This window comes from Enterobacter sp. 342 (genome assembly GCF_036663495.1).
GTDB lineage: Bacteria > Pseudomonadota > Gammaproteobacteria > Enterobacterales > Enterobacteriaceae > Enterobacter.
In genome coordinates this window covers 55,833-80,378 of the sequence record NZ_JAWUEI010000006.1, presented here as the reverse complement: position 1 = coordinate 80,378, position 24,546 = coordinate 55,833, and the positions used below count along the sequence as shown (strand labels likewise).

The 24,546-nt window shown below is 50.2% G+C and carries 28 protein-coding genes and 1 pseudogene; 20 read left to right on the top strand and 9 right to left on the bottom strand.

Features of this window, described 5'->3' with window-relative positions; translation table 11 throughout:
• Window positions 1–153 precede the first annotated feature (153 nt).
• Both V6E55_RS06995 and V6E55_RS06990 read left to right on the top strand, forming a co-directional pair.
• Window positions 154–351: a hypothetical protein gene (locus V6E55_RS06995; RefSeq protein WP_114977319.1), complete on the top strand. Its 198-nt coding sequence runs from the start codon at window positions 154–156 to the stop codon at window positions 349–351.
• A 1-nt stretch (window position 352) separates the two neighbouring features.
• Window positions 353–1,135, top strand: coding sequence for a hypothetical protein (locus V6E55_RS06990; protein WP_129995861.1), 783 nt, complete (start codon window positions 353–355; stop codon window positions 1,133–1,135).
• Here the strand turns inward: V6E55_RS06990 and V6E55_RS06985 are convergent.
• On the bottom strand, window positions 1,116–1,628 hold the full coding sequence (locus V6E55_RS06985; RefSeq protein WP_316942450.1) for a GNAT family N-acetyltransferase: 513 nt from the start codon (window positions 1,626–1,628) through the stop codon (window positions 1,116–1,118). The two genes, V6E55_RS06990 and V6E55_RS06985, sit on opposite strands and share 20 nt — an antisense overlap.
• 239 nt (window positions 1,629–1,867) lie before the next feature.
• On the opposite strand from V6E55_RS06985, the gene V6E55_RS06980 reads away from it, so the two are divergent.
• On the top strand, window positions 1,868–2,410 hold the full coding sequence (locus V6E55_RS06980) for a histidine phosphatase family protein (RefSeq protein ID WP_114977467.1): 543 nt from the start codon (window positions 1,868–1,870) through the stop codon (window positions 2,408–2,410).
• A 44-nt stretch (window positions 2,411–2,454) separates the two neighbouring features.
• Here the strand turns inward: V6E55_RS06980 and V6E55_RS06975 are convergent, their stop codons facing one another.
• Window positions 2,455–3,033 (bottom strand): TetR/AcrR family transcriptional regulator, encoded by a 579-nt coding sequence (locus tag V6E55_RS06975; RefSeq protein WP_316942449.1) that lies wholly within the window; start codon window positions 3,031–3,033, stop codon window positions 2,455–2,457.
• Between the two features lie 103 nt (window positions 3,034–3,136).
• On the opposite strand from V6E55_RS06975, the gene V6E55_RS06970 reads away from it, so the two are divergent.
• Window positions 3,137–3,604: a nuclear transport factor 2 family protein gene (locus tag V6E55_RS06970; protein ID WP_316942448.1), complete on the top strand. Its 468-nt coding sequence runs from the start codon at window positions 3,137–3,139 to the stop codon at window positions 3,602–3,604.
• A 39-nt stretch (window positions 3,605–3,643) separates the two neighbouring features.
• Here the strand turns inward: V6E55_RS06970 and V6E55_RS06965 are convergent, their stop codons facing one another.
• Together V6E55_RS06965 and V6E55_RS06960 are read right to left on the bottom strand one after the other, a co-directional pair.
• Window positions 3,644–4,183 carry an ester cyclase gene (locus V6E55_RS06965; protein ID WP_129995865.1) on the bottom strand — a complete coding sequence of 180 codons (540 nt, stop codon included), beginning with the start codon at window positions 4,181–4,183 and terminating at the stop codon, window positions 3,644–3,646.
• Between the two features lie 16 nt (window positions 4,184–4,199).
• Entirely contained in the window at window positions 4,200–5,327 is a 1,128-nt protein-coding gene (locus tag V6E55_RS06960; RefSeq protein ID WP_316942447.1) for an alkene reductase, read from the bottom strand.
• A gap of 99 nt (window positions 5,328–5,426) precedes the next feature.
• Here V6E55_RS06960 and V6E55_RS06955 point away from each other — a divergent pair, with 99 nt between their 5' ends.
• The 3 genes from V6E55_RS06955 (at window position 5,427) to V6E55_RS06945 (ending at window position 7,452) form a co-directional block, all read left to right on the top strand.
• A complete protein-coding gene (locus V6E55_RS06955) occupies window positions 5,427–6,338 on the top strand; it encodes a LysR family transcriptional regulator (protein ID WP_316942446.1) in 912 nt (303 codons plus the stop codon).
• Window positions 6,339–6,395: 57 nt separating this feature from the next.
• A complete protein-coding gene (locus tag V6E55_RS06950; protein ID WP_114977327.1) occupies window positions 6,396–6,995 on the top strand; it encodes an HAD-IB family hydrolase in 600 nt (199 codons plus the stop codon).
• 142 nt (window positions 6,996–7,137) lie between these two features.
• Entirely contained in the window at window positions 7,138–7,452 is a 315-nt protein-coding gene (locus V6E55_RS06945; RefSeq protein WP_236921472.1) for a PTS sugar transporter subunit IIB, read from the top strand.
• Between the two features lie 44 nt (window positions 7,453–7,496).
• Here the strand turns inward: V6E55_RS06945 and V6E55_RS06940 are convergent, their stop codons facing one another.
• The gene (locus tag V6E55_RS06940; protein WP_316942445.1) at window positions 7,497–7,865 is read right to left on the bottom strand and encodes a MerR family transcriptional regulator; all 369 of its coding nucleotides are present in this window, start codon (window positions 7,863–7,865) and stop codon (window positions 7,497–7,499) included.
• Window positions 7,866–7,961: 96 nt separating this feature from the next.
• On the opposite strand from V6E55_RS06940, the gene V6E55_RS06935 reads away from it, so the two are divergent.
• From V6E55_RS06935 to V6E55_RS06900, 8 genes are all read left to right on the top strand, one after another.
• A complete protein-coding gene (locus tag V6E55_RS06935) occupies window positions 7,962–8,756 on the top strand; it encodes an SDR family NAD(P)-dependent oxidoreductase (RefSeq protein ID WP_129995869.1) in 795 nt (264 codons plus the stop codon).
• Between the two features lie 209 nt (window positions 8,757–8,965).
• Entirely contained in the window at window positions 8,966–9,580 is a 615-nt protein-coding gene (locus V6E55_RS06930; protein WP_316942444.1) for a TetR/AcrR family transcriptional regulator, read from the top strand.
• Window positions 9,581–9,654: 74 nt separating this feature from the next.
• Window positions 9,655–10,764 carry an efflux RND transporter periplasmic adaptor subunit gene (locus V6E55_RS06925; RefSeq protein WP_316942443.1) on the top strand — a complete coding sequence of 370 codons (1,110 nt, stop codon included), beginning with the start codon at window positions 9,655–9,657 and terminating at the stop codon, window positions 10,762–10,764.
• Window positions 10,761–13,850 (top strand): efflux RND transporter permease subunit, encoded by a 3,090-nt coding sequence (locus tag V6E55_RS06920; protein ID WP_316942442.1) that lies wholly within the window; start codon window positions 10,761–10,763, stop codon window positions 13,848–13,850. Before V6E55_RS06925 ends, V6E55_RS06920 begins: the two co-directional genes overlap by 4 nt.
• A 34-nt stretch (window positions 13,851–13,884) precedes the next feature.
• Window positions 13,885–14,478: a TetR/AcrR family transcriptional regulator gene (locus V6E55_RS06915; RefSeq protein ID WP_114977333.1), complete on the top strand. Its 594-nt coding sequence runs from the start codon at window positions 13,885–13,887 to the stop codon at window positions 14,476–14,478.
• A gap of 73 nt (window positions 14,479–14,551) precedes the next feature.
• Window positions 14,552–15,151, top strand: a complete 600-nt coding sequence (locus V6E55_RS06910; protein ID WP_316942441.1) for an NAD(P)H-dependent oxidoreductase — start codon at window positions 14,552–14,554, stop codon at window positions 15,149–15,151.
• Between the two features lie 281 nt (window positions 15,152–15,432).
• Entirely contained in the window at window positions 15,433–15,978 is a 546-nt protein-coding gene (locus tag V6E55_RS06905; protein ID WP_316942440.1) for a cysteine hydrolase family protein, read from the top strand.
• A gap of 285 nt (window positions 15,979–16,263) precedes the next feature.
• Window positions 16,264–16,734: a hypothetical protein gene (locus tag V6E55_RS06900; RefSeq protein ID WP_316942439.1), complete on the top strand. Its 471-nt coding sequence runs from the start codon at window positions 16,264–16,266 to the stop codon at window positions 16,732–16,734.
• 45 nt (window positions 16,735–16,779) lie between these two features.
• Here the strand turns inward: V6E55_RS06900 and V6E55_RS06895 are convergent, their stop codons facing one another.
• Window positions 16,780–17,703: a LysR substrate-binding domain-containing protein gene (locus V6E55_RS06895; RefSeq protein ID WP_129995876.1), complete on the bottom strand. Its 924-nt coding sequence runs from the start codon at window positions 17,701–17,703 to the stop codon at window positions 16,780–16,782.
• A 44-nt stretch (window positions 17,704–17,747) separates the two neighbouring features.
• On the bottom strand, window positions 17,748–18,254 hold the full coding sequence (locus tag V6E55_RS06890; protein ID WP_114977338.1) for a MarR family winged helix-turn-helix transcriptional regulator: 507 nt from the start codon (window positions 18,252–18,254) through the stop codon (window positions 17,748–17,750).
• 130 nt (window positions 18,255–18,384) lie between these two features.
• Here V6E55_RS06890 and V6E55_RS06885 point away from each other — a divergent pair, with 130 nt between their 5' ends.
• Together V6E55_RS06885 and V6E55_RS06880 are read left to right on the top strand one after the other, a co-directional pair.
• Entirely contained in the window at window positions 18,385–19,545 is a 1,161-nt protein-coding gene (locus V6E55_RS06885) for an MFS transporter (protein ID WP_316942438.1), read from the top strand.
• A 356-nt stretch (window positions 19,546–19,901) separates the two neighbouring features.
• Window positions 19,902–20,489, top strand: coding sequence for a LysE family translocator (locus V6E55_RS06880; protein WP_316942437.1), 588 nt, complete (start codon window positions 19,902–19,904; stop codon window positions 20,487–20,489).
• 59 nt (window positions 20,490–20,548) lie between these two features.
• On the opposite strand, the gene V6E55_RS06875 is transcribed toward V6E55_RS06880, so the two are convergent.
• Complete coding sequence (locus V6E55_RS06875) at window positions 20,549–21,442, bottom strand: LysR family transcriptional regulator (protein WP_316942436.1); 894 nt, start codon at window positions 21,440–21,442, stop codon at window positions 20,549–20,551.
• Between the two features lie 155 nt (window positions 21,443–21,597).
• Window positions 21,598–22,509, bottom strand: a complete 912-nt coding sequence (locus V6E55_RS06870) for a LysR family transcriptional regulator (RefSeq protein ID WP_028017527.1) — start codon at window positions 22,507–22,509, stop codon at window positions 21,598–21,600.
• A 103-nt stretch (window positions 22,510–22,612) separates the two neighbouring features.
• Between V6E55_RS06870 and V6E55_RS06865 the strand changes: the two genes are divergently transcribed.
• The 3 genes and pseudogenes from V6E55_RS06865 (at window position 22,613) to V6E55_RS06860 (ending at window position 24,511) form a co-directional block, all read left to right on the top strand.
• Entirely contained in the window at window positions 22,613–23,821 is a 1,209-nt protein-coding gene (locus tag V6E55_RS06865) for an MFS transporter (RefSeq protein WP_316942435.1), read from the top strand.
• 59 nt (window positions 23,822–23,880) lie between these two features.
• Window positions 23,881–23,961 (top strand): annotated as a pseudogene (locus V6E55_RS25780) (hypothetical protein); the annotation flags it as partial.
• Window positions 23,951–24,511 carry a winged helix-turn-helix transcriptional regulator gene (locus V6E55_RS06860; protein ID WP_316942434.1) on the top strand — a complete coding sequence of 187 codons (561 nt, stop codon included), beginning with the start codon at window positions 23,951–23,953 and terminating at the stop codon, window positions 24,509–24,511. The pseudogene V6E55_RS25780 and the gene V6E55_RS06860, both read left to right, overlap by 11 nt.
• Window positions 24,512–24,546 lie beyond the last annotated feature (35 nt).

The following is a 24,546-nucleotide window of genomic DNA, read 5'->3' as shown; positions in this document are numbered from 1 at the left end:
TTAAATAAATATCAATTAGTTAATTACGGACAAAAAGTGACTTTTGTAGGTCGAATCAGGCTTCGCGTCCCGGCTTTCACTTTCAGGATATCCTTAAGGCGAATTCACCGTTCTTCTTCCAGGCTTATCCTTTTTATTCACAAGGATGCCCGCATGAAACGTCTCTTTCTCTCCCTATTCTCAAGCCCGGAATCTTTACTGCAGGTGATGAGCCAGCAGGAAATTATTGAAGCCGTCGAAGATGGCGACCGCATCATTATCGACCAGGACGGGAACGCCTCGGTGAACGACAAAAGCAACGAGGTGCGGCAGGATTTTATGCGTCACGTCAACGCCCTGAAGAGGGCCTGATATGGGAACGGCGATATTTATGGTGCTAATGGTATGCGGGTACTGGTACACCAGTCGCGATCTGTCGACCCGCTTTAAAATCAAGCGCTCCTTCGGCTGGGACGTCTATTTTCTTGTGGCGCTATACGGCTGCATTTTCGTTCTGCAGGGCGTGATTGCCACCGGTCTGCTCTGGCTGCTCCTGCTCGCCCTATCCGCCGCCAATAACGCTTTTCACTTTGCCTCACCGAAATACACCGACTGGCAAATCGACTTTATGAACTGGAGTTTTTTAGGCATTCAGGCACCGGTTGTCGTGATGCTGGCGTTTGCCATCCTGTTTTGCCTCTACCGCTCTAACTGGGCAGGCAGCGCCAGGCTGGACGGTGAAAGCCGGAAAACGCTCTACAAACGTCTGGCGCAGGCGAGCGGGATTGAACAACTGCTGTACCAGTGCATGGAGCAAGGCGAACTGGCACAGGTCACGCTCCGGTCGAAGCGGATCTACGTCGGCATGATCCACACCGCAACGCTGGAATATGAAAAAACGGCCAATATCGTGCTGATCCCGATGTTGAGCGGGTACCGAGACGCGAAGACCATGAATCTACGCATCGAGAATAATTACAGCAGGTGGTATGCGGAGCATGACATTACGCTCGACTCTGAACCCCGCAGCGCCATGTCATTTCGCAAGGTGATTTTACTCAATCAGATTGAGAGCATCTCACTGTTCGACCCCGCAAGCGCAAGCGCGCTGTCGCTGGCACAGCATGACACGCTTTCTAAAGAGGCATCCCCATAATCCTGAGTATGCTCTGCTGTGAGGTGGTTTCGAAAAGGACGCTCTTAACGCAGAGCATGCCCTGCTTCTGGTAGAACCGGTACGCTCCCGCGTTCTGCTCAAGCACCTCCAGCCAGAGATAGTCTTTCCCCCTGCTCCGGGCCATGTCTGTGATGTTGTTGAACATCACCTGACCATAGTTCTTGCCGGTTTCGGCGGGATCAAGGTAGAGCTTATTGAGGAGAACACCCTTCTTGTCCGTTTCTGGAAGCGTGGCTTCCCAGGTTACTTTTATGAATCCCACTGGCCGATCGGTCTCTGCAACATACCAGGAAACCGCGTTTTCTTTCAGGCTCTGTTCAACTACAGGAAGCGCGTACTCTCCATGCAGAAAATCCTTCATCTCTGCCTCTGACACCCACAGATGCTGAAAATGGGCGGGATAGATGCGATATCCCAGCTCGCTTAACAGCGTTGAATCGGCCCCGGTGGCCTGTCGAATTCGAAGAGACATGGAGGGTATCCTTACTAACCGCTTTAGGTGTGATGCCGTGCGAAACGAGAAAGACAAAAACAGTTACATTCTTGCCGCATATATTATTGCGGTGAACGACGTTAAGTACAGCCCGCGTGTTATGGATCTCGCCCGATACACCAAAACGGGTGGGTGAAAACCCTCACCAGATCGCGCTAGTCTGCCTGTGTTGAATGGATGACCAGGACTAGCGATTAGAACGTATGGAAATTATTTTGATGCGGCATGGAGAACCCCATTACAGGGGGGCGCCAAGGGTCTCGTGCAGGGAAATGACCGAATGGATCGACAGCTATAACCGCTCTTCAACGGGCAGCGACAGACCTTCGGAAATGGCTCAAATACTCGCATACCGCGCGCTCACGTTTCTCAGCAGCCCTCTCCCGCGAGCCCTCTCATCGTTGAAAACGCTGGGGTGTGAACCTGGCTTAATTGATGAGGTTTTTCGGGAAGCAGAACTGCCGGTGTTCAGTATTCCTGGGTTACGGCTATCGCCTTTTTACTGGGCGACGCTGTTTCGCGTTCTTTGGCTCTGCGGCCTGTCGGGAGAGGTAGAGTGCGTAAGAATGGCAAAAAGTCGTGCCGTTAAGGCGGCAGAGTTCCTCGTGACGGCGGCTAAGGGCTCCGACGGACCCGTCTTGCTCATGGGACACGGGATCATGAATCGGTTTATTGCAAAAGAACTGATCGCATCAGGCTGGAAAGAACAGACTCGCCCGGGTAAGGGATACTGGGGAGCCGGCGTTTACAGGTTTGAGTAACGATAAATACTGAGCTTGCTGCGTGGAGAGCTAAGGAGCCCCCGTTAGCCCCCGATTAAGCCTGCTAATGCCCTCTTCAACGGAGAGATGACATCATCCGTATCCATGCCCATTTGTGCATGAATAATTGCGCCGTCAATGAGCAACATGATTTCGTTGACGACGCGCTCATCCGCGATCTTCGTCAGCAATGCGATAATTTTCTTTGTTTCGATTTTATGATCGCGGCATATCTCTTTTATTTCGCTTTCAATATCTTCCGATTTTGCCTCTGCGCTTGCATTAATAAACGCACAGCCGTGGAACTCAGGCGAAATAAACCATTCGCAAAGCGTTTCAGATATCGCATCAGAAGGTATTTTACCTTCGACGAGATGTCGACGCAGCGTGGACTCAAACCAGCTAATCCATATTTCATGCCGATAGTGCAAATAGGCAAGAATTAGTAAACTTTTACTCGGAAAATAGCGATAGAAAGTCACCTTCGTCACTTTCGACGCTTTAATCAGCGTATCCACGCCCGTAGCTCTGAAGCCTGTGGAATAAAACAGATCATGCGCCGTCAGTAATATCTTATCCCTGACGCTGATTTTTGTATCGTTGCTTACGGGTTCTCTTTTCACTTTTCGGTAGCCTCAAAACGTATGTTGACAACGTTATTTCACAGGAATAGATTACCTCAAGTAGACAGACCTGTCTACATAATATAACCATGAGGTAATCGCCATGAACACACGTCCTCCTTTACCGCCTTTCACTCGTGAAAGTGCTATCGAAAAAGTCAGACTGGCTGAAGATGGCTGGAACAGTCGCGATCCGGCGAAAATCGCTCTGGCCTATTCACTTGATACCCAATGGCGCAACCGCGCCGAATTCGCTACCAATCGTGAAGAAGCCCAGGCGTTTCTGGATCGGAAATGGAAAAAAGAGCTGGATTATCGTCTGATTAAAGAGCTCTGGGCATTTACGGATAACCGGATCGCGGTTCGCTATGCCTATGAATGGCATGATGATTCAGGCAACTGGTTCCGTTCGTACGGCAACGAAAACTGGGAGTTTGAACCAGATGGGCTCATGAAGCACCGTTTTGCCTGTATCAACGATATACCGATCAAGGAATCAGAGCGACTGTTCCACTGGCCGCTGGGCAGACGCCCGGACGATCATCCCTCTTTGAGCGATCTGGGTTTATAGTTTTTCGTATCACTCCGGGTAGACCCCGGAGTGATGAATTTACAACGCACCCAGCTGTTTCATCAGCGTCAGGTTGTCCTCAATATGCCAGTTAGCCACAATTTTGCCGTCACTGATTTCATAAATATCCGTGGCGATAAAATCTATTTTCTGCCCCTTTCCTTTTAGCTTGCCAAATGTCCCGGTGAATGTGCCGTGAAAATGTAAATGGGATACGGCACGGTTACCCGAAATAATCATTTGCTCAACGTCACAGCGTAAATCAGGCACAGCGGTACGAAATGCCCGGGAGGCTAAAATCGCGCCTTCAGGACCTTGCTTACGACCCTCAGGGGGTGTTTTATCAATGAAATTAATCGCCAGGGCATTACGGGCCAGGGACTCTTCCCCCGTATTCCAGAACGTTGCATACTCTCTGGCAACATATTCATTCGCCGCTAATTGCGTCTGCGTCAGACTTTTATCGACAATAAGATGTTCCGGTTTAACCAGTTCAAGCTGGGCCGAAAATGCGGTTCCCGTGGTACCAGCAAGAATAAGCGCCATTATGCCTGGGGCAAAAAAGGTTGAATATTTCATAATCTCTCTCGACACGTTATTTAGATAACTGCAGATCATTCTCTTGCAGGTCGTATATTGGATAATCGGTATATCCCGTCGCATTGCCACCAAACAATGTGGCAGGGTCACGCACCTGAGCCAGAGGCAACTGGTGCGCCAGCCGGTGAGGTAAATCCGGGTTGGCGATAAACGGCCGTCCGAACGCAATCAAATCGGCATAACCAGCAGCAAGTATTTTTTCTGCTTTATCAAGGTCATAGTTTCCTGCGACGATAATTGTTCCGCTAAACGCCTCGCGAAGCGATTGACGGAAATGATCAGGCACCTGAGGCGCATCGTCCCAGTCAGCTTCCGCCAGGTGGATGAACGCGATCCCTTTTTGTTCACACCAGGCCGCGAGAGCGAGTATGGCTTCCGTCACCTGCGGATCGTTCATCCCACGTTGGGTAATAAACGGCGAAAGCCGGATGCCCGTGCGCTCGGGACCAATAGCCTCCGCAATCGCGTTCAACACTTCCTGGACAAAGCGGATCCGGTTAGCAAGCGTGCCGCCATACTCATCCGTGCGTTTGTTAGAGGTTTGACGCAGGAACTGGTCAATCAAATAACCGTTTCCGCCGTGGACTTCCACGCCGTCAAACCCGGCCTGAATGGCATTCAGTGCCGCCTGACGATAGTCCGCGATGATACTGTGAATGTCCTTTCGCGAGAGCGTTCTCGGCTGTGGGCAGTCAACCATTTGACCTTCCCCCTGTTCATTCACCACCCACACTTTGGCGTCCGGCGCCAGTGCTGAAGGGGCGACGGGCTGGCCATCCTGATGAAAGCTGGCGTGCGACATCCGGCCGACGTGCCAGAGTTGAGAAAAAATCACCCCGCCCGCCTGATGCACGGCACCCGTCGTGAGTTGCCATCCTGAAACCTGCTCCGGCGAATGGATGCCGGGTGTCCATGAATATCCCTGGCCCTGAGGCGAGATCTGCGTGGCTTCCGTGATGATCAATCCCGCGCTGGCACGCTGTCGATAATACTCAGCCATCAGTGAGGTCGGAATATTTCCTGGCTGAAAGGAACGCGCACGGGTCATCGGCGCCATAACGATACGATTTTTGAGGTTCTGCTCACCTAACCTGTAACGTTCAAAAAGTGAAGTTCGGTTCATGATTTCATCTCGAGTGGTTTGGATGAAATCACTTTACAGCTCACATCTTCTTTTGATAATTACAGCAAAAACAGATGCACTTTTCGGAAAATATGAATAATGGGCAAACTTGAAGACATGGCATTACTGGTTGAAGTTGCCGAGGCGGGTAGTCTTTCCGCCGCCGGACGACGCCTGTCACTTTCACCAGCTACTATGACGGCCAGGTTAAAAGCGATTGAAGAGCGTTACCAGACACGTCTGTTCCATCGTTCTACGCGCGCCATTACGCTGACCCGTGCAGGCGAAGAGTTTTACCATGCCGCGCTTCGCGTGCTGGAAGAGATGCATCACGCCGAGTCGTTACTGACGCAAAAAGAAGGTGTACTCAGCGGCAACATTCGCCTTTCTGCACCCTCTGACTTTGGCAGACAGTATCTTAGCCCCGCCGTTCTTGAATTTTCGCGATGCCATCCTGAAGTGAAATTTTTCATCTACTTAAGGGAACATGTTGAGGATCTGGTCGCTAACCGGCTGGATATGAGCATTCGCTTCGGCAACCTGCCAGACAGCAGCCTTGTCGTCAGAAATATCCGTCCGAATCATCGGGTTCTGGTCGCCTCCGGGACGTATCTTAGCGATCGTGGTACCCCTTCCACCTTTGCCGATTTAGCCCAGCACCGATGCCTGGCACTCGAGTCTCAGGGCGTGGTGATGAACGAATGGCGTTTTGAAAGTGAGGGAGAAGAAACCATCGTTCGTATAGAACCTGCCATGGTGTGTGACGACGGAGCATTGCTTCGTCAGTGGGCTCTGAGCGGGGCTGGCATCGCGGGGAAATCGTGGTGGGACGTCAAAGACGATGTTGAGACCGGTAAACTTACGGTGCTATTTGCCGACAGTTTCACCGGATTTAGCCGTTACGACCGCAAAGACGTCGGGCTGCAGTTTGTTTACCCACAACGCAAATTACAGCCGCTTCAGGTCACGGCATTTAGTCAGTTTTTTCTCGACTGGCTAAAAAACCATTAACGTAATAAACAGTGATATACTCGCCCGTAACAACTCATTATCCCGTCTGAACGACTTATGACTTCAAATATCGCATTTTTTGACTTCGATGGAACGATAACGTTTTCCGACACCTTCACTCCGTTTATTTATCGGTCTGTTGATAAAAAAACGCTACGGTGCGGGAAACTGCGCCTTCTTCCCTACATCCTCGCCTATAAAATGGGTGCGTTATCGGGATCGGTTTTACGGAAAAAAGTGGTAAGAATCGCGTTATCAGGCAAGTCTGAAACTGAATTAAAAAAGGCCGGACTTTTCTACAGTAAAACAGAAATTCCTGCCCTGTTGCGGGAGGATGCCATGAAGAAAATCAGCTGGCATAAATCTCAAGGGGATACGGTGGTGGTGGTTTCAGCCTCGCTTGATTTATACCTTAAACCCTGGTGTGAGCAGAATGGGCTGGAACTCTTATGCAGTGAAGTGGCATTTTCAGGTGGAAAAGCAACCGGAAAATACAAGAAGGGTGACTGTAGCGCCCGCTTAAAAAAAACGAAGATAATTGATAATTATGATTTATCTACATACAAAGACGTCTATGCCTATGGCGATACGAAGGAAGATTTAGACATGCTGTCTCTTGCCTCGAAAAAATTTTATCAGTGGAAAGAAATGGCGTGACCATGCCATGACATAGTGTAAAAAAGCCAAAATACGAGTCTTCAGGCGGCAATAGTTAATTTGTCGCCGAAATAAGAGATAGCGCGCATTTTGGTGACACCCTCAGGACTACCCTAAGAGCGGTTTTCAGGAGGAACAAAACATGAAAAAGCTTCTGATATGTTGTTTGTTCGGTAATACCGCAAACTCGCTCGCCAAAAAGATGCAGTCTCTGGCAGAACGCGAAGGCTATCCGCTGATGATTAGCGCTGTAGGGCTGGATAATTTCGCCAGTGTCGCTCCCGCTTTCGATGGTTTCCTCATTGCGCCCCACATTCAGTACAAACTCGATGAGATAAAACAAACTGTGGGTAATACCCGTGCAATCGCCATTATTGAGAGTCTACCGTATGCGTCTCTGGACGCGAAAAAGGTATTGAATTTTGTGAAGGAGCAGATGCCTGAACTGGCTGCCTGACATATAAGGCCGCATCGTTTTTTGCGGCCTCCTCTCTCAGTCTATCAAAATTCATCTACGCAAGGTTCGCCAACCTTATTAATGGCGTTAGTTATCCTGGCTCTGAGTTCAATTAACACCGCTTCTTTCTCTTCCAGCTGCTGCAACTTGCGGTGCAGAGACGCTTTTTTCTGCTCTGCAGTAAATTTGTCATCGATCCAAACAGCTAAAACATCTGATATTTCGGCTAAGGTAAAGCCCAGCATTTTGGCATGCTTGATCATTTTCAATCGCTGTAAATCAACCGCGGAATACACTTTATAGTTATTGCTACGATTAGGTTGCGGGATATTCTCTAACAACCCCTGCCTTTCATAATAACGCACTGTCTCTTTTGACAATCCCGTTTTCGCACACAGTTCACCAATTCGCATCACGCCGCCCTCACCTTATAAAAATCACGCTTGACCGTGTACCTAAGTGCACGGTTTATCCTGTGTTGCACCTATCAGAGATACGGGATTTAAAATATGAATTCTTTTGATTATACAGGAAAAACAGCGTTGATTACCGGGGCGTCATCGGGAATTGGTCGTGATTTCGCCCGGCAACTCGCGAACCGCGGCGTGTCATTGATTCTGATCGCCCGCTCCGAGAAAAAGCTACAGGCGCTTGCTACAGAGCTAGTCAATACGCATGGGGTGTCAATCGCTATTATTGTCCAGGACTTAGTGGAACCAGATGCCATTTCTAACATTACAGAACGGCTGGAAAAATTAAGACGTTACCCCGACATTCTGATCAATTGCGCCGGGTTCGCCACCTATGGTTCCTTCGAAAAACTGTCCATCGATCGTCAGCGTGACGAGATAAACGTGAACTGCCTGGTCCCCGTGGAACTTACTCACGCGATACTACCAGGAATGCTCAAGAAAGGGTCTGGAGTGGTCATCAATGTGGCTTCAACCGCAGCCCTACAACCGGACCCCTATATGGCGATTTATGGCGCAACAAAAGCATTTTTGCTCTCCTTCTCAAGTGCGCTTTGGGCAGAATACCGCTCACAGGGTATACGCATTTTGGCGCTATGCCCCGGCGCAACGGACACGGCCTTTTTTGATGTGGTGAATGCCGAGGAAGCCTCGGTAGGTAAAAGGATGCCAGCGGATAAAGTCGTTACCCAGGCATTAAGGGCTGTCGATGCTAACCGCAGCTATCTGATTACCGGGTGTGGCAACTGGCTACTGGGGCAGTTGCACCGATTTGTAACACGCAAACGTCTGTTGCTCATCGTTGAAAAAATATTACGTCCACGCTCTCCTTAAGCAAAAGACTCTCGTTTCAGTGCAAGAGAATTGCACTGAAACCCTCACATATCGCCAAAGATAGATGCCATCGCGCGCAAAAAACAGTGATACACTTACCCCATCTGGTTGATCGTCCCGTCTGAATGGCTTATGACAAAACAGCAGGTAACCAAAGTATAAAATGGTCACTCGTTGTCAATCAAAGCCTGTCACGCTAAGCTTAAATAATGACTAAAAATATGAACGCCCCATCAACACGTGGTCCCCTTGACCACTCTGTCAGAGAGCAAATCGTCGAAGCGGCTTTTGAGCACTTCGGTCACTACGGCTATGAAAAAACCACCGTGGCCGAACTGGCTAAATCCATCGGCTTTTCAAAGTCCTACATTTATAAGTTTTTCGATTCCAAGCAGGCTATCGGCGAGGTGATTTGCGCTAACCGTCTGGAGTTGATTATGGCGGCAGTGCTTTCCGCCATCCATGATGCACCGTCAGCAAGCGAAAAATTACGCCGTCTTTTCAGTTCGCTTACCGAAGCGGGAAGCGAACTGTTTTTCCACGACCGTAAGCTTTACGACATTGCCGCCGTCGCCGCACGCGAGCAGTGGCCTTCGACAGAAAGGTACGCGGAAAGCCTGATGAAGCTGATCGAGAGCATCATTATTGAAGGCAGGCAGACCGGCGAGTTCGAAAGAAAAACACCACTGGATGAAGTCACCCATGCCATACACATGGTGATGTGCCCTTTCATTAACCCCATTCAGTTGCAGTACAACCTCGAAATGGCTCCCACTGCGGCGGTACTTCTCTCCTCACTGATTTTAAGAAGCCTGGCCCCCTGATTTGTGACCATTGACAATATTGGTCACTAGTCAGAGAATGCGGATACCGTCCTGTTATTTCAAAAAGGTTTCCCATGCTCAGGCTCACTTCTGCCCGTGTTGCCGTTTGTCTCCTGCCGTTTGCCCTTGTGGCGTGCGGCGATATTTCCGCGAGTGACGACCCACGCACCAGGCCACCGCTTGTCAGATCGGCCTCCGTTGAGCTTGCGAACAAGTCTGTCCACGCTTTTACGGGTGTGGTGGTCGCAAGAACACAAAGCGATTTAGGTTTCAGGGTTCAGGGAAAAATCCTCGAGCGCCTGGTTGATACGGGGCAGACTGTCAAACAGGGCCAACCCTTACTGCGCCTGGATCCGGTTGACCTGAGATTACAGGCCCAGGCCCAACAACGCGTGGTAGACGCGGCCCAGGCACGTGCGAGAAAAGCGTCCAGCGATGAGGCGCGTTATCGCGGTCTGGTGGCCTCCGGTGCCGTGTCTGCCTCGGAGTATGACCAGATCAAAGCGGCGGCCGATACGGCCAGGGCTGATCTCAGCGCCGCCCGGGCACAAGCCAACGTAGCGCAAAACGCCACGGGCTATGCTGTCCTGCTGGCCGATTCAGACGGCGTGGTGATGGAGACGCTCGCCGAGCCGGGTCAGGTCGTCAGCGCCGGGCAGGTCGTGATCAGGCTCGCCAGATCAGGACAGCGTGAAGCGCTCGTGCAGCTTCCGGAAACGTTGCGCCCTGCCGTCGGCAGCGCAGCGCAAGCCACACTTTATGGCAATGAAAAACACCCGGTCACCGCAACACTGCGCCTGCTGTCAGATTCAGCCGACGCCACAACCCGCACTTTTGAAGCACGGTACGTACTGGAAGGTGCAATGGCGAATGCACCGCTGGGAGCTACCGTCTCGCTGAACATTCAGGATAATAAAGCGGAAGGTCAGATCATGCAGGTCCCTCTGGCATCCCTCTATGATGCAGGTAAAGGACCCGGCGTCTGGCGCATTTCCACCCAACCGGCAAAGGTCGCATGGACGCCCGTCAGAGTACTGAGCGTGGGTGAAGATGCGGCGCAGGTTACAGGTGGTGTGAAACCCGGCGAGAAGATTGTTGCATTAGGTGCCCATCTTCTGCATGAAGGTGAAATCGTCAGGCTCGCCGTAGAGCGTAATGCGGCCCCGGCGGAGAACACGCCATGAGCGAAAATCGCTTCAATTTGTCAGCGCTGGCCGTCCGCGAGCGATCCATCACGCTGTTCCTGATCGTTCTTGTGACGATTGCCGGTATTTACGCCTTTTTTGGGCTCGGACGCGCGGAAGATCCGCCTTTCACGGTGAAACAAATGACGGTTATAGCCGTCTGGCCGGGTGCGACCGCACAAGAAATCCAGGATCAGGTTGCCGAACCGCTGGAAAAGCGGCTGCAGGAACTCAAGTGGTATGACCGTACGGAAACCTATACCCGTCCAGGCATGGCGTTTATCACGCTATCATTGCAGGACAAGACCCCCCCTCCTGAGGTGCAGGAGGAGTTCTATCAAGCGCGGAAGAAACTTGGGGATGAATCCCAACATCTCCCGACGGGTGTCCTTGGCCCGATGTTCAATGACGAATTCTCGGATGTCACCTTTGCCCTCTTTGCCCTGAAAGCGAAAGGCGAGCCACAGCGGCAACTGGTACGTGATGCCGAAGGCCTGCGCCAGCAGCTTCTGCACGTACCTGGCGTGAAGAAAGTGAACATTATTGGTGAACAGGCCGAACGGATTTATATCTCCTTCTCTCATGACCGTCTGGCGACAATGGGTCTCTCACCACAGGATATTTTCAATGTACTCAACAGCCAGAACGCGTTAACCGCTGCGGGTTCCATTGAAACCCGAGGCGCACAGATTTTTATCCGCCTGGACGGGGCATTCGATGAGTTGCAGAAGATCCGCAATACACCCTTTGTGGCTCAGGGCAAAACGCTCAGGTTATCCGATGTGGCAACGGTTGAACGCGGCTATGAAGATCCCCCAACGATGCTGATTCGTAATCAGCATGAACCCGCTCTTCTGCTGGGCATTGTGATGCGTGAAGGCTGGAACGGTCTGGCGCTGGGTAAAGCGCTGGATGCGGAAACGGTAAAAATAAATGATAGCCTGCCGCTTGGCATGTCCCTGAGCAAAGTCACCGACCAGTCCGTGAATATTCGCTCGTCGGTCGATGAATTCATGATCAAATTCTTCGTCGCCCTGCTTGTGGTCATGGTGGTCTGTTTTGTCAGCATGGGCTGGCGCGTGGGGGTGGTCGTTGCGGCGGCGGTACCGCTAACGCTGGCAGTCGTCTTCGTGGTGATGGAAGCCGCGGGAATAAACTTTGACCGCGTCACCCTGGGCTCCCTGATCCTAGCCCTCGGTCTGCTGGTTGACGATGCCATTATCGCCATCGAAATGATGGTTGTGAAGATGGAGGAAGGTTACGACAGAATCAAAGCTTCTGCCTACGCCTGGAGCCATACCGCCGCGCCGATGCTGGCCGGTACGCTGGTAACGGCCATTGGCTTTATGCCGAATGGTTTTGCCCAGTCGACAGCCGGGGAATACACCAGCAATATGTTCTGGATTGTTGGCCTTGCACTGATTGCGTCGTGGTTTGTCGCCGTGGTGTTCACACCGTATCTGGGTGTGAAGATCCTGCCAAATATCCCCAAAGTGGAAGGGGGTCATGCCGCCATCTATAACACGCCCCGCTATAACCGTTTTCGCCAGCTACTTGGCCGCGTTATCGCCAGAAAATGGCAGGTGGCCGGTTCTGTGGTCGCCATTTTCATGCTGGCCGTGCTCGGCATGGGGCTGGTAAAAAAACAGTTCTTCCCGACCTCCGATCGCCCGGAAGTGCTGGTTGAGGTACAGATGCCTTACGGCACCTCAATTGCGCAAACCAGCGCCGCAACGGCAAAAATTGAAGCGTGGCTTGGCCAGCAGCCGGAAGCCAAAATTGTCACTGCCTATATTGGTCAGGGCTCGCCCCGTTTTTATCTGGCGATGGCCCCCGAATTGCCCGACCCTTCATTTGCGAAAATCGTGATCCTCACGGACGGTGAAACGTCGCGCGAGGCACTCAAGTTGCGGCTCAGGGACGCCGTCGCCAACGGACTTGCGCCCGAAGCGCGCGTGCGGGTGACGCAGTTGGTGTTTGGCCCGTACTCGCCCTTCCCGGTTGCCTGGCGAGTCTCAGGGCCGAACGTCGATAAAGTACGTGACATTGCTGATCAGGTGCAAGCCGTGCTCCAGGCCAGCCCAATGATGAGAACCGTCAATACCGACTGGGGGGCACGCGTGCCGGTATTACATTTCACCCTCGATCAGAACCGCCTGCAGGCCACCGGTTTAACCTCCAGCGCCGTCGCTCAGCAGTTGCAGTTCCTGTTATCCGGTGTGCCGATTACTTCTGTGCGGGAAGATATTCGCTCGGTAGAGGTCATTGGCCGTGCCGCGGGTGATATCCGTCTTGACCCGGCGAAAATCGAGGGTTTCACCCTTGTCGGCAACGCGGGGCAGCGCATTCCGCTGTCTCAAATCGGCAAAATTGAGATTGGCATGGAAGACCCAATACTGCGCCGACGCGATCGTACCCCCACGATTACCGTGCGGGGCGATATCGCCGACAATCTTCAGCCACCGGATGTGTCTGTCGCCATCATGAAACAGCTCAAGCCGATTGTTGACGCCCTACCGCCTGGATACGGTATCGAGATGGCAGGTTCAATTGAGGAATCGGGGAAAGCGACAAAAGCCATGCTACCGCTGTTCCCGATCATGATTGCTCTGACACTTCTCATCATCATTTTCCAGGTGCGTTCACTCTCGGCCATGGTGATGGTGTTCTTAACCGCTCCGCTGGGGCTTATTGGCGTGGTACCTGTACTGCTGGTTTTCAATCAGCCGTTTGGCATCAATGCGCTGGTCGGATTGATCGCCCTTTCAGGCATTCTTATGCGCAATACGTTGATCCTGATTGGGCAAATCGACCATAACCAGAAAGCAGGTCTCGACCCGTTCCAGGCGGTAGTCGAGGCGACGGTCCAGAGGGCGCGACCGGTATTATTGACCGCAATGGCTGCTGTGCTGGCATTCATTCCCCTGACGCATTCGGTCTTCTGGGGGACGCTGGCCTATACGCTAATCGGCGGAACGTTAGGGGGAACCATCGTTACGCTCGTGTTCCTTCCTGCAATGTATGCGATCTGGTTCAGGATCCGCCCGGTTGAACAACGCGTGCCGCGTCTCACCGAAAACGTGTAAACTACCTTCAGTAGATAACTGACCCGAGGAAAGCATGGTAGTTAAGCGTTTAAGAAAAGAGGATCGCCGCGTGCAACTGCTGGAGGTTGCGCGTGGTATTGTCCGCCAGCAAGGCACGGAGGCACTGACGCTGGGTTATCTGGCTGAACGGGCCAATGTGACAAAACCTATCCCCTATGACCACTTTGGTGATCGTGAAGGGCTGCTGATGGCGTTGTACCAGGATTATAGCGATCGGCAACTGGCGAAATTCCGTGAGACGCTGGCGGTCGACAGCAAAACGCTGGAAAGGACGATCCGCTTTTTCAGCGCTGCCTATATCGACTGCGCCATTACCGCCGGGCCTGAAACCGGGCCGATCGCCGCGGCACTGTCCGGCTCCCGCGCGTTGCAAACGTTTCGGGAAGCCTGCGTGGCCGAATGTGCCGACTGTCTGCGTACCGCGCTTTCCCCTTTTATCGTTCTGAAAGGTGTCCAGGGTGAAGCGGTACTGACGGCCATCATTGGTGCAGCAGATGCTCTCAGCACAGCCGCAGGTAACGGCTCGCTCGCCCGAAATATTGCAGAAGATATGCTCAGCGGTGCCATGTCTGGCGTGCTGGAGACCTACGTGAATAGCACAAAATGATCGCTCGGGGTTGATTGACGCCTAAGTTACCAATGGTAATATAGGCGTCAATTCTCACCCATTCGAGGTCGCTATGTCTGCTACAAATGCCATTAATAACGCACTGATCGTGACGGCTCACCCTGTCGACAATTCGTTATCCCATTCGCTGGCAACCCATATTGCCGGGAAATTACGCGAGCAAGGTACGCAGGTTGAAATTGCCGATCTGCATGCCGAAGGGTTTAATCCGGCCATGTCTCGTCCCGATCTTGATTTGTATCACGGCGATCCCAGCGCCCTTCCCGACGATATTCTGCGCGAGCAGCAGCGTGTCGAGCGAGCGGATAGGCTGGTGTTTGTCTTCCCGGTGTACTGGTGGTCAGTCCCCGGTCTGTTAAAAGGCTGGTTTGATCGCGTTTTGACGCTCGACTGGGCATATAAGGTGGCTGAAGATGGCCGGATTGTGGGGAATTTACGTGACGTTCCCGTTCACCTTGTGGCAACAGCGGGTACCGATCTCAGCGGATTCGACAAGCATGGTTACTCAACGGCGATTCAGACGCAGATAATCGAGGGTATTTTCGGTTTCTGCGGATTGAAGAACGTCACGCTCGATATTCTTTTCCAGGCAGATACAGCGACACCTGCTCAGGTTGAAGATTTCCTGCAAGGACTCGAGAGTATTAAATAATAGAGCACAATGCTAACGGCACACCTACTCAAATTAGTGAATTGAAGGACATATATCACCCGCGCTATAACTGAATGGACTTCTTCGCCGAGCGCGAAATAAATAACTCAAGGTCATTATATGTATCAGCCAGTTCAGCCAACATTCACGCTCACCACCACCGACACCCTCGGCGGCGTGAGCGTATCTGTAGCGAACTACTGACAAACAGATCCTCGTTCCCCGCCAAACTGGACGGGGAAATCTCTCTCCGTTCATGACGTTATAAATGGAGAAAGAAAATGATTTCCTCTGACAATGCACTCTTAGTTATCGACATGCAGCAGGGCCTCTTCCGGGGCCCGGTTCCCCCCTGGTCCGCCAACGCCGTTCTGGCAAATATCCATTTGTTGATAGCTAAAGCGCGGCAAGCGCAGGTGCCCGTCTTTTTTGCCCGCCATATCGGGCCTGATAACACACCGTTTTCTGAGGAGAGTCCGTTAACAAGCCTGGTGCCCGAACTGGAGGTAAAAGGTGAGCAGGATATTGTTTTCACGAAGCGCTACCCCAATTGTTTCCGGGATACAGGGTTGTTGCGTGAGCTTAATCAGAGAGGCATCAAACAGCTGGTCATCGCCGGAATGAAAACAGAGTTTTGTATCGACACCACATGCCGGGCAGCACCAGAGCTGGGTTTCAGGACAATATTGATTTCAGATGCGCATACCACAATGGATAATGAACATTTATCTGCCAGTGACATTATTGCTCATCACAACAGCACGCTGGCGGGTCCGTTTGTAGCGCTCTCAACCGCAGAGAACTGGCATTTTGGTCAGGTCAGATAAATCAGTTGAGATCCTGTACCACCTACCCGGCTCTCCTTTCGGTGGGCCGGGGGCTGAAGTTTCATATAAACCTTTTGGAGTGTAGTTAGCTTACGGCAACTCGATTGCCGCAGCACGTGATGGGTAAAATGCGATGATGAGTAAAACTCACATTGAGTCTTACTATTTGTCGTTTTTCAATTTAACCGTACTGAAATATCATCCTTTCAACCTGCTAGATTGCTGAGCGATGAAATAAACATCGAGATGCAACTATAAATAATAATGAGAGTTGATGAGACACCTATGACGCTGGATATTTTGCATCATTTAATGAAAATAGTATCGCCACATAAAAGTACTACGACTGAAAATTTACATGCCTTTATAAAAGTACTTTCAGCTGAAAAAAAACAATCTGAAGCACTTTCGCAATTTATACATCGCCTGCATCTGCTCTCTTTCGCCCATAGCGATCCTGGTAAAGCCGAGGAATTGCTTTCTGCGTATTTACCCACAGACGACGCAACCCTCCCCCTGCCTGACTTCGCTGACTGGTCCCGGGTGCGTAACATCGCGTCAGATGAAATGCAGACACCTGAAGCAGTGGACTATTTCCATAAAATGACAGCGGCTGCCAACGTATTACGCACTGCACTGATCGATGCCGAGCGGGCAAAGGGAACGCCTGCCCTCTACATTCTGGATAAATTACTTAACCTGAACAGTGCATTGCCGGAAAGATATAAGAAAATGGCTAACATCCCCTACGCATAAATAACACTGGCACGCAGGATATTCCGCAGGGAATATCCTTTTTCATTACGGACGTTTATCATTGTAATCAAGACACACAATATCCAGAGAGGGAACAACCGGAGTATTAAGGTTAAGCCAGTCCTGCAGATGTTCGATACTTTGCTTTCTGAGCGAATTTTTTGGCCAGACAATATAGTAGCCATCTCCTGTTGCGATAGCTTCCCGGAAGGGAGAGACGAGAAGGCCCCCCTTCAGAGCTTCTGCCGAGAGACGAAGATCGGCCATCGCGATACCATGACCACTCATGGCTGCAAGACTTCCCTGTTCAAGAGTGTCAAAGACGATCCCGCCACTTACATCGAGCCCGGGAAATTTCCCCGTCCTTTTTAGCCACCGTCTCCAGTCTCGTCTGTCCGGTGAGGGATGGATAAGATCGCACTGAGGAAGATGATCCCGGGCAGATTCCAGCAAAGAAGGAGCACACACGGGGATAAGCCATTCACTGAAAAGCAACCGGCTCTCTGTAGATTCGCCAAAATAGCCATTTCCGAGAAGGATCGCGCAATCATAGGGTTCACGAGTGAAATCAACGGTATCAATGTCCATCCAGACACTGGCTATTTCAACTTTGGGTTTCTCATGGTTCTCGCGAAAGGTTCTCAGGACATCGAGCAACCACCGCATGGTAAGCGAGCTGGGGGCTTTGAGGCGCAGGAGGTGATGTTCACTTCTGAATGCGCGACAGGCCCACTCCATGCTGGAGAAACTTTCGCTAAGTTGCCCGGCCAGAATACGCCCGGCCTCGCTCACCTCAACTCTTGGGCCTTGCCGTTTGAAAAGCTCACAGTCGAACCACAGCTCAAGCGTTCGGACATGCCTGCTGACCGCACCCGGTGTAATATTCAGCGTTTCAGCGGCTTTACTGAATGAGTTCAACCGCGCGGCGACTTCAAACGCGCGCAGGGCATACAGTGGTGGTAATGACATCTTTCCCCTCATTTTTTATTCCCGGTATACAGGCCAGTGTTCAGTCATTTACCTCCCGACTCCTCCGGAGGAAATGTCAGCAGTAAATCCCTCAGCAGTGATTCAAGCTGCCTGTGTTGTTCACCTGATAACGGTCTCAGTAGTGCATTCTGTGTTTCTGTATGAACGATCAACGCGCGTTCAATACACTCCTGCCCGTGAGGTGTCAGGCTGACGAGGGTACTGCGTTTGTCTTCCGGGTCAGCAATCCGCCTGATAAGCCCTTGTTGTTCCAGGTGATTGAGCCGGTTAGTCATCGCCCCTGAGGTGATCAACAGCGATTTATACAACTGTGTGGGCGAAAGGCAATAGGGCTCACCGGCGCGACGTAACGTGGCGAGCACATCAAATTCGCCCTCGCGAAAACCGAACGCCTCCATGGCCTGAGCACGCTTTTTTGCAAGATGCTTCATCAACCTGAGCATTCGGCCAAAAATTTTCATCGATGAGACATCCAGTTCCGGCATGGCACTGCCCCATTGATCAACAACAAAGTCTACGTGGTCTTTCATTTTCACCCCTGATAATGCGGGAATTTATCCTGTTGTGCGGTACACCTTACACAAAAAAGGATTTTATCTTAACGTTAAGATAAATGCTTGTGGTGTTTTGCCCTGGCTGCTTACTACCGAAAAGGATCTCATGTTGAAACGTACATCGCCTTTACTCTTCGCCGTTATCGCTTTTATCGTCGGGTTGAACCTGCGCCCTATTCTGGCTTCTGTCGGACCGTTGTTTTCAGTACTCCAGCGCGAAGTGGGGTTATCAGCCACGGAATTCAGTCTGCTAACCACGCTACCTGTCGCCATGATGGGGCTGGCGGCATTAAGCGGCCCGTGGCTTTTAGCCAGAGTGGGTGCCGTCCGGGGGATTATGATCGGACTTTTCATCCTGCTCCTGGCCTGTTTATTCCGCGGGGTTAGTGCTTCACTGACGGGCCTGATGACAACAGCATTAATGGGCGGGGCCAGTATAGGCATGATCCAGGCGTTAATGCCTGCGCTGATAAAAAGGGAGTATACGCAGACGGCCAGCACGGTGATGTCCCTGTTCAGCACGGGCATTATGGCCGGGGCCGCATTAGCTGCCGCCAGTGCTGAGCCGTTATTTTCGTGGCTGGAGCTGAAGCCCGCGCTGGCAATGGCAGGCGCGTTAACACTGCTTGCACTGGTACTGTGGCTGACATTGGTTAAGCATCATCACGGGGAAGCACCAGCGCAGGCAACCGTGACACTCTCCTCTTCCCGTACCGGGCTATTGCTGCTCTTTTTCGGTGTGGGGACGGGAGCCTACACGCTGGTTCTGGCGTGGCTGCCACCGCTCTATATTCAGGCGGGATGGAGCGCACGCAGCAGCGGTTATATGCTGGCCTGGCTAACTTTAACCGAAGTTGTCGCAGGGTTTGTTGTTTCTGCACTGATTGGTGAATTCCCCGACCGTCGCGTTCCGCTGATCACTGTTCTGTTGTTGCTGCTGTCGGGGTTAATGTGTCTGGTATTTTCGCCGGGAACCACGCCTGTATTATCAACGTTGCTGCTTGGCACAGGTATCGGCGCCCTGTTCCCGCTGTCGCTCATCGTCACATTCGATCACGCACGAACACCTGCCCAGGCCGGGAAATTGCTCTCTAAAGTGCAAGGTGGTGGGTATATGATTGCGGCACTCATGCCATTAATTGCGGGGATCGTTCGCGACAATGCGGTTTCACTGACCAGCGCCTGGCTGGTCATGAGTGCGGGGGTCGTGCTGTTGATCGTCATCGCCCTTAAATTTAAACCCGTGTCGGCGAGCCCGATACAGTGAAAGAGATACCAGATGTTTAAACCAGCCAGACCTTAATTTCAGCACTATTTCCAGGCAAAGACCGTGTTTGACCCAGCACAGTGCGTGGCAAAACCGGGAGCGTAGGATTTTTAAGCTTGCTCCTGAGCAATAAATCAGGGCTTCAGATGGGAGCCCTTGATAGTTTTGCTGCTGCGTTTTGCTACCAGCCTGGTGGATATGCTGATGGCTAAACATGCGAAAAATCAAATACACCTTTATAGAAAACCCACTTTATCTGGTCATTTTTATCTATAGACTATGAGAATAACAGGAATGTAGTCGTGCATTAAAAATGTGCTTTATTACAGAGTCGTCGATAAGAATACGGAGATAAAATGACTTTATTTTTTGCAATGTTTTTGTTCTCCCTCACCATGTCCATTTCGCCAGGACCAGTCAATATGGTCATTATATCATCAGGCGCGAGCCATGGATTTAGAAGAACTCTCCCATTCGTCTCAGGTGCAACAATAGGATTTACTCTATTACTGATAATAATGGGTTTTGGGCTCTATGCTGCCATTGATAAACACCCACTCTTTTTCAAATACCTCAGCGTGGCTGGCTCAGCGTTTATAATATACGTAGGTTATAAGATAGCCTCATCCCAGCCTGAGTTGTCATTAACAAAATCAGAGGCACCTGGCTTCATTCAGGGCTTTTTACTTCAATGGCTCAACCCTAAAGCCTGGATTGCCTGCGCATCTGGAGTAGTATTATTTTCTGATCCTTCAAACAATATCCCATTGATAATTTTCATAACAATCTATTTTTTAGTATGTTATCTCTCATTAGCTGCATGGGCTGTTCTTGGGAAGAATATTTCAGCATTACTTAATAGTATTGGACGCATCCGCGCCTTTAATTTATGTATGGGCGGAACACTGATCATCACTGCTTCCTACATGCTTTTCGCCCAATGAATAACTCTTTCACACACTGACTGCATTTAATCCATCAAATTACCACACCTTTAAATCAATCATAATGACTGGGATTCAAAAGAGTTGTAAATATTATTAATCAACGTGTATGCGATACTGCTGGTAGATATATTCGAAGGCCAAACCGCGTAGACTTTTAGTGACTCAAGTGACCAGTCCGGGAGAACCAACTGCATGTCTTCTCGCTTAATATCCTCTTTGCTGAGATAGCAAGGAGGAGCAGCGATTCCAACCTGATGCTTTGCAAGAGTATAGGCAGCTTCGACATTATCAACGTAAACCGTTGGCGTATACTTAATTACAGCTACCTCGCCATTTTTGTGCCTGAACTCTCGACTGCTCTGCAGCATGCTCAGACCAATCCAGGGCATTTTTTCTAAATCATCAGGATGGTTGACAGGCGGGTAATTGCTCAGAAATTTCTTTGACGCAACAACGTGTCGGGGCAATACAAAAAGATGCCGTGCTTTGAGTGCGCTGTCTGGTAGTTCGCCAATTCGAAATGCAACATCAATACTATCGGCAATGATATCTTTGCGCGTATCGCAATAAGAAATATTCAGGTAAACGTCCGGGTATTCCTTTATAAAATCTGCAAGATGGCGTGTGAATACACTATTTATAAAAACTGCAGGAATAGAAAGATTCAGCTTATTGCTTGTTGAAATAGAACGCTGTTTAAACTCGATAAACCCCTTTTCATAGAGTTCCAACATAGCGTTAGCGGTTTCTAGCAAACTTGCACCATCATGTGTCAGGGATAATTTGCGCGTATTTCTGTATAGCAAAGCACTTCCCAGATTTTTCTCCAGCTTAGAAAGATGCGTGCTTGCTGTCGCGGTAGTAAGCCCTAAAGCGTCTGCGCCACCTGAAATCGATCCAGCTTGTACAATTTTTGCAAAAACTATCAGGTAACGGATATCATCGATCATTTATATTCCTGAGTTCACTCATTAACTTAAAGCGTGAGAGTTGTTCTATCAACCGTAAAGCTATCATGTTTTTATTCACCACCAAAAGTCATTTCTTTTTTATAGAAGGTTCTTGAGTGTACGTCAGGTAGCTTCCGTATCTGGATTAGCTTGTGTTACTCAGGATTTTTGCTCAATTTCTGCTGCATGAAATCAATGAGCGCTCGTGTTTTAGCGGGCAAATAGCGTCGTTCGGAATAAAGTGCAAACAATTGCAATGGCGCTGGCGATTGTTCAAACTCAACTTCGATTAACTGTCCATTGTTAATGTATGGCTGACAGGCTTGTTTCGATAGAATGGCAAAACCGACACCTGCGACCGCCGCTCGCCCTGCCATTTCTCCGCTGTTTACCCGGTAATGACCTTTAACTTTAATGGTTTCAAATCCCCCTTTTTTATTAACAAACTGCCAGGGAGCACCTCTAAGTGCACTTACCGTTGTAATACAGGGTAACTCTTCAAATTGCTGTATCCGAGAAGGTGTACCATAACGCTGAATAACGGAGGGGGCTGCAACAATAGTGCAAGGGATAGTCACCAGATGACGGGCTATGTAGTCACAGTCATCCATTTGACCACGGCTAACGATAACAGCTAAATCAAGATCATCTCGCAGGGATTCAAAACCAGACAAATTTGTGACGCAGCTTATTTCCAACTCGGGATATTGGCAAGCGAAATCGGCAACAACAGAGCCCAGCAATGCAGGACCTATTTCATTCGGAATACAAATGCGTAATGGACCCTTGAGTTGCATTTGCCGTAACGTTAATTCTGTTTCAGTTTGCTCAAGCGCCTCCAGTAGTGGCTTAGCCCGGGCATAGAGTAAGTGCCCCGCCTGAGTAAGTTTCATATGTCGGGTGCTGCGCTCGATAAGCTGAAGATTCAGTTTGTCTTCTAACTGAGAAATACAACGACTTACATTAGATGTAGGCATTTCAAGGAACTTAGAGGCCCCAATAAAACTTTCTCTTTCAACCACAGCCGTGAACACTTTAAGGGTATTAAAATCAAGAGCCGAGCGCATCAACTATCCCAAAAATGATAATAATAAGTGCCATTTTTACCATCTAATGAACTGCATTGATAGTAGTTAAACTCGGGTATCTTTCATCCACAGGTTGCTTGCTATGCCACTGATCACCACAATGTTTAATCATAAAGCCCTTATACGAATAGCGATTGTAATGGCTTTTATCCAGTTCACTAATGCACTGGAATATATGATGTTCAACCCTGTTTTTGCTTTTATGGCCGCAGATTTCGCAGTCCCCGTATCATATTCTGGCTATGTATCCGGCATGTACACAGCTGGAGCCGTGCTGTCTGGAATTATCGCCTTTTACTGGATAGGTCACTTCAACAGGAAACGTTTTATAATTGCCAATATGGCATTACTAGGCCTGGTGACACTTTTGACTACATTCACCTCCAATTTTAGCCTTCTGCTTATATTACGATTCTGCGCAGGATTAGTCGGAGGAACGACAATGGGGGTGGGTATCAGTATATTGATAAACCACGCACCAACTAACTTGCGGGGGAAAATGTTGGCGACGGTGATTGCATCATTTTCGATAGTCAGCATTGCAGGAATGCCCACGATATTATTTTTGTGTACTCATTATGGCTGGCACATCGCTTTGTGGTTAATCAGTACACTGTGTTTGTTGGCATTGCCGCTGATTGTTTCCATCATCCCTCAGGATCCCGTCTCTTTCGAGACACCCCACACACTCCCTCTCGACGCTGATACTTTACTGTTTGCTTCCAGTAATGCGCTTGTACAGTTTAGTTCGATGTTGGTCATTCCCGTTCTGGTACCGGTAATGACACAGCAATTGAGCGCTTCGCAGGATCTGTTACCCTGGCTGTTCTTCGTTGGAGGGACGAGTGGGTATCTGTCTACAAAAATGACTGGCGCGTTAGCTTCCCGAATATCTGCTTTGATTTTGGCCTCAGGGTCAACCATCGTCTTTATCCTGAGTTTACTCATACCCATCCTGGGTTATCCGCATCCGGCACTGTTTATTACTTTATTCCTTGGCGCATCTTACAGCCGTCTGGTTTCGACTTCGGTGGTGACGATTCAGTTTCCTGATGACAAACAACGAGCCGGGTTCGCTTCATTACAGACATCAATAATGTATTTGACTACAACAGTCGCATTTTTCCTCTCTGCTTACCTGTTACCAGGGCACGTCATGGCACCACGAAATATCAACACGTTGCTGGCAGCATCTGCAATTTTCGCATCAGTTTCCCCAATTATTATTGTTATTCTGCAAAAGAAACTGGCTAAACGTCTTATCCAGGTTGACCACCCCATCACTGACTAGCATTTCATCCGTTTTTATCTGTGTGCTGAACCTGGATGCAACATATTGATTGGCTCTTAAGTAACTTGCATTTTGATAGTTACTATGTCAATTTGCTTGCGAAAGCCACCTATTCATCCAGGTCAGCCCATGAAAAATGAACTGCTTTGCCACGCTCCCTGCCCCATCGCCCGTAGTCTTGGCCGTATTGGTGACAGCTGGAGCATCATGATCCTGCGCGACGCCGCCTCGGGTTTTACCCGCTTTGACGAATTCCAGAAAAGCAGTAACGTCGCGCCCAATATTCTTTCGCGCCGTCTTAAATCGCTGGTAGATGACGGTTTGCTGGAGAAGATTTGCTACAGCAGTTCACCACCGCGCTACGAATATCACCTCACTCAAAGCGGACGCGATTTTCGCATGGTTCTGCTGGCGATGGCGGAATGGGGTAGCCGCCACTTTTCGCCCGAAGGCCGTCAGATGCAATTGGTGGAAAGTGAAACTCAGAGAACTGTGGAACCGATCCTGGTCGATAAAGCAACCGGTGAAGAGATTTTAACGGGTAAATACGCCATGGTACCGGGACCCGCAGCCTCACCGATGATGAAATACCGCCACGAATATCTTCTGCGCAAACGCGAAGGCGATAGCGCGCAAAAATTCCAACCCGAACCTTACAGAGATGCCAGCCATGAATCCGACCTGATTTAGCGAGAGGAACGAAGCAAGGCATTTTCCGATGAAAA

Excerpts from the sequence above, each read along its gene's own strand:
- V6E55_RS06930 (WP_316942444.1), top strand. The coding sequence starts at position 8,966 with ATGACTAAAAATATGAACGCCCCATCAACACGTGGTCCCCTTGACCAC.
- V6E55_RS06925 (WP_316942443.1), top strand. The coding sequence starts at position 9,655 with ATGCTCAGGCTCACTTCTGCCCGTGTTGCCGTTTGTCTCCTGCCGTTT.
- V6E55_RS06985 (WP_316942450.1), bottom strand. The coding sequence starts at position 1,628 with ATGTCTCTTCGAATTCGACAGGCCACCGGGGCCGATTCAACGCTGTTA.
- V6E55_RS06965 (WP_129995865.1), bottom strand. The coding sequence starts at position 4,183 with ATGAAATATTCAACCTTTTTTGCCCCAGGCATAATGGCGCTTATTCTT.
- V6E55_RS06935 (WP_129995869.1), top strand. The coding sequence starts at position 7,962 with ATGAATTCTTTTGATTATACAGGAAAAACAGCGTTGATTACCGGGGCG.
- V6E55_RS06865 (WP_316942435.1), top strand. The coding sequence starts at position 22,613 with ATGCCACTGATCACCACAATGTTTAATCATAAAGCCCTTATACGAATA.
- V6E55_RS06875 (WP_316942436.1), bottom strand. The coding sequence starts at position 21,442 with ATGATCGATGATATCCGTTACCTGATAGTTTTTGCAAAAATTGTACAA.
- V6E55_RS06860 (WP_316942434.1), top strand. The coding sequence starts at position 23,951 with ATGAAAAATGAACTGCTTTGCCACGCTCCCTGCCCCATCGCCCGTAGT.
- V6E55_RS06990 (WP_129995861.1), top strand. The coding sequence starts at position 353 with ATGGGAACGGCGATATTTATGGTGCTAATGGTATGCGGGTACTGGTAC.
- V6E55_RS06940 (WP_316942445.1), bottom strand. The coding sequence starts at position 7,865 with ATGCGAATTGGTGAACTGTGTGCGAAAACGGGATTGTCAAAAGAGACA.
- V6E55_RS06905 (WP_316942440.1), top strand. The coding sequence starts at position 15,433 with ATGATTTCCTCTGACAATGCACTCTTAGTTATCGACATGCAGCAGGGC.
- V6E55_RS06995 (WP_114977319.1), top strand. The coding sequence starts at position 154 with ATGAAACGTCTCTTTCTCTCCCTATTCTCAAGCCCGGAATCTTTACTG.
- V6E55_RS06970 (WP_316942448.1), top strand. The coding sequence starts at position 3,137 with ATGAACACACGTCCTCCTTTACCGCCTTTCACTCGTGAAAGTGCTATC.
- V6E55_RS06910 (WP_316942441.1), top strand. The coding sequence starts at position 14,552 with ATGTCTGCTACAAATGCCATTAATAACGCACTGATCGTGACGGCTCAC.
- V6E55_RS06950 (WP_114977327.1), top strand. The coding sequence starts at position 6,396 with ATGACTTCAAATATCGCATTTTTTGACTTCGATGGAACGATAACGTTT.
- V6E55_RS06915 (WP_114977333.1), top strand. The coding sequence starts at position 13,885 with ATGGTAGTTAAGCGTTTAAGAAAAGAGGATCGCCGCGTGCAACTGCTG.
- V6E55_RS06900 (WP_316942439.1), top strand. The coding sequence starts at position 16,264 with ATGACGCTGGATATTTTGCATCATTTAATGAAAATAGTATCGCCACAT.
- V6E55_RS06920 (WP_316942442.1), top strand. The coding sequence starts at position 10,761 with ATGAGCGAAAATCGCTTCAATTTGTCAGCGCTGGCCGTCCGCGAGCGA.
- V6E55_RS06870 (WP_028017527.1), bottom strand. The coding sequence starts at position 22,509 with ATGCGCTCGGCTCTTGATTTTAATACCCTTAAAGTGTTCACGGCTGTG.
- V6E55_RS06945 (WP_236921472.1), top strand. The coding sequence starts at position 7,138 with ATGAAAAAGCTTCTGATATGTTGTTTGTTCGGTAATACCGCAAACTCG.
- V6E55_RS06955 (WP_316942446.1), top strand. The coding sequence starts at position 5,427 with ATGGGCAAACTTGAAGACATGGCATTACTGGTTGAAGTTGCCGAGGCG.
- V6E55_RS06880 (WP_316942437.1), top strand. The coding sequence starts at position 19,902 with ATGACTTTATTTTTTGCAATGTTTTTGTTCTCCCTCACCATGTCCATT.
- V6E55_RS06980 (WP_114977467.1), top strand. The coding sequence starts at position 1,868 with ATGCGGCATGGAGAACCCCATTACAGGGGGGCGCCAAGGGTCTCGTGC.
- V6E55_RS06890 (WP_114977338.1), bottom strand. The coding sequence starts at position 18,254 with ATGAAAGACCACGTAGACTTTGTTGTTGATCAATGGGGCAGTGCCATG.
- V6E55_RS06960 (WP_316942447.1), bottom strand. The coding sequence starts at position 5,327 with ATGAACCGAACTTCACTTTTTGAACGTTACAGGTTAGGTGAGCAGAAC.
- V6E55_RS06885 (WP_316942438.1), top strand. The coding sequence starts at position 18,385 with ATGTTGAAACGTACATCGCCTTTACTCTTCGCCGTTATCGCTTTTATC.
- V6E55_RS06895 (WP_129995876.1), bottom strand. The coding sequence starts at position 17,703 with ATGTCATTACCACCACTGTATGCCCTGCGCGCGTTTGAAGTCGCCGCG.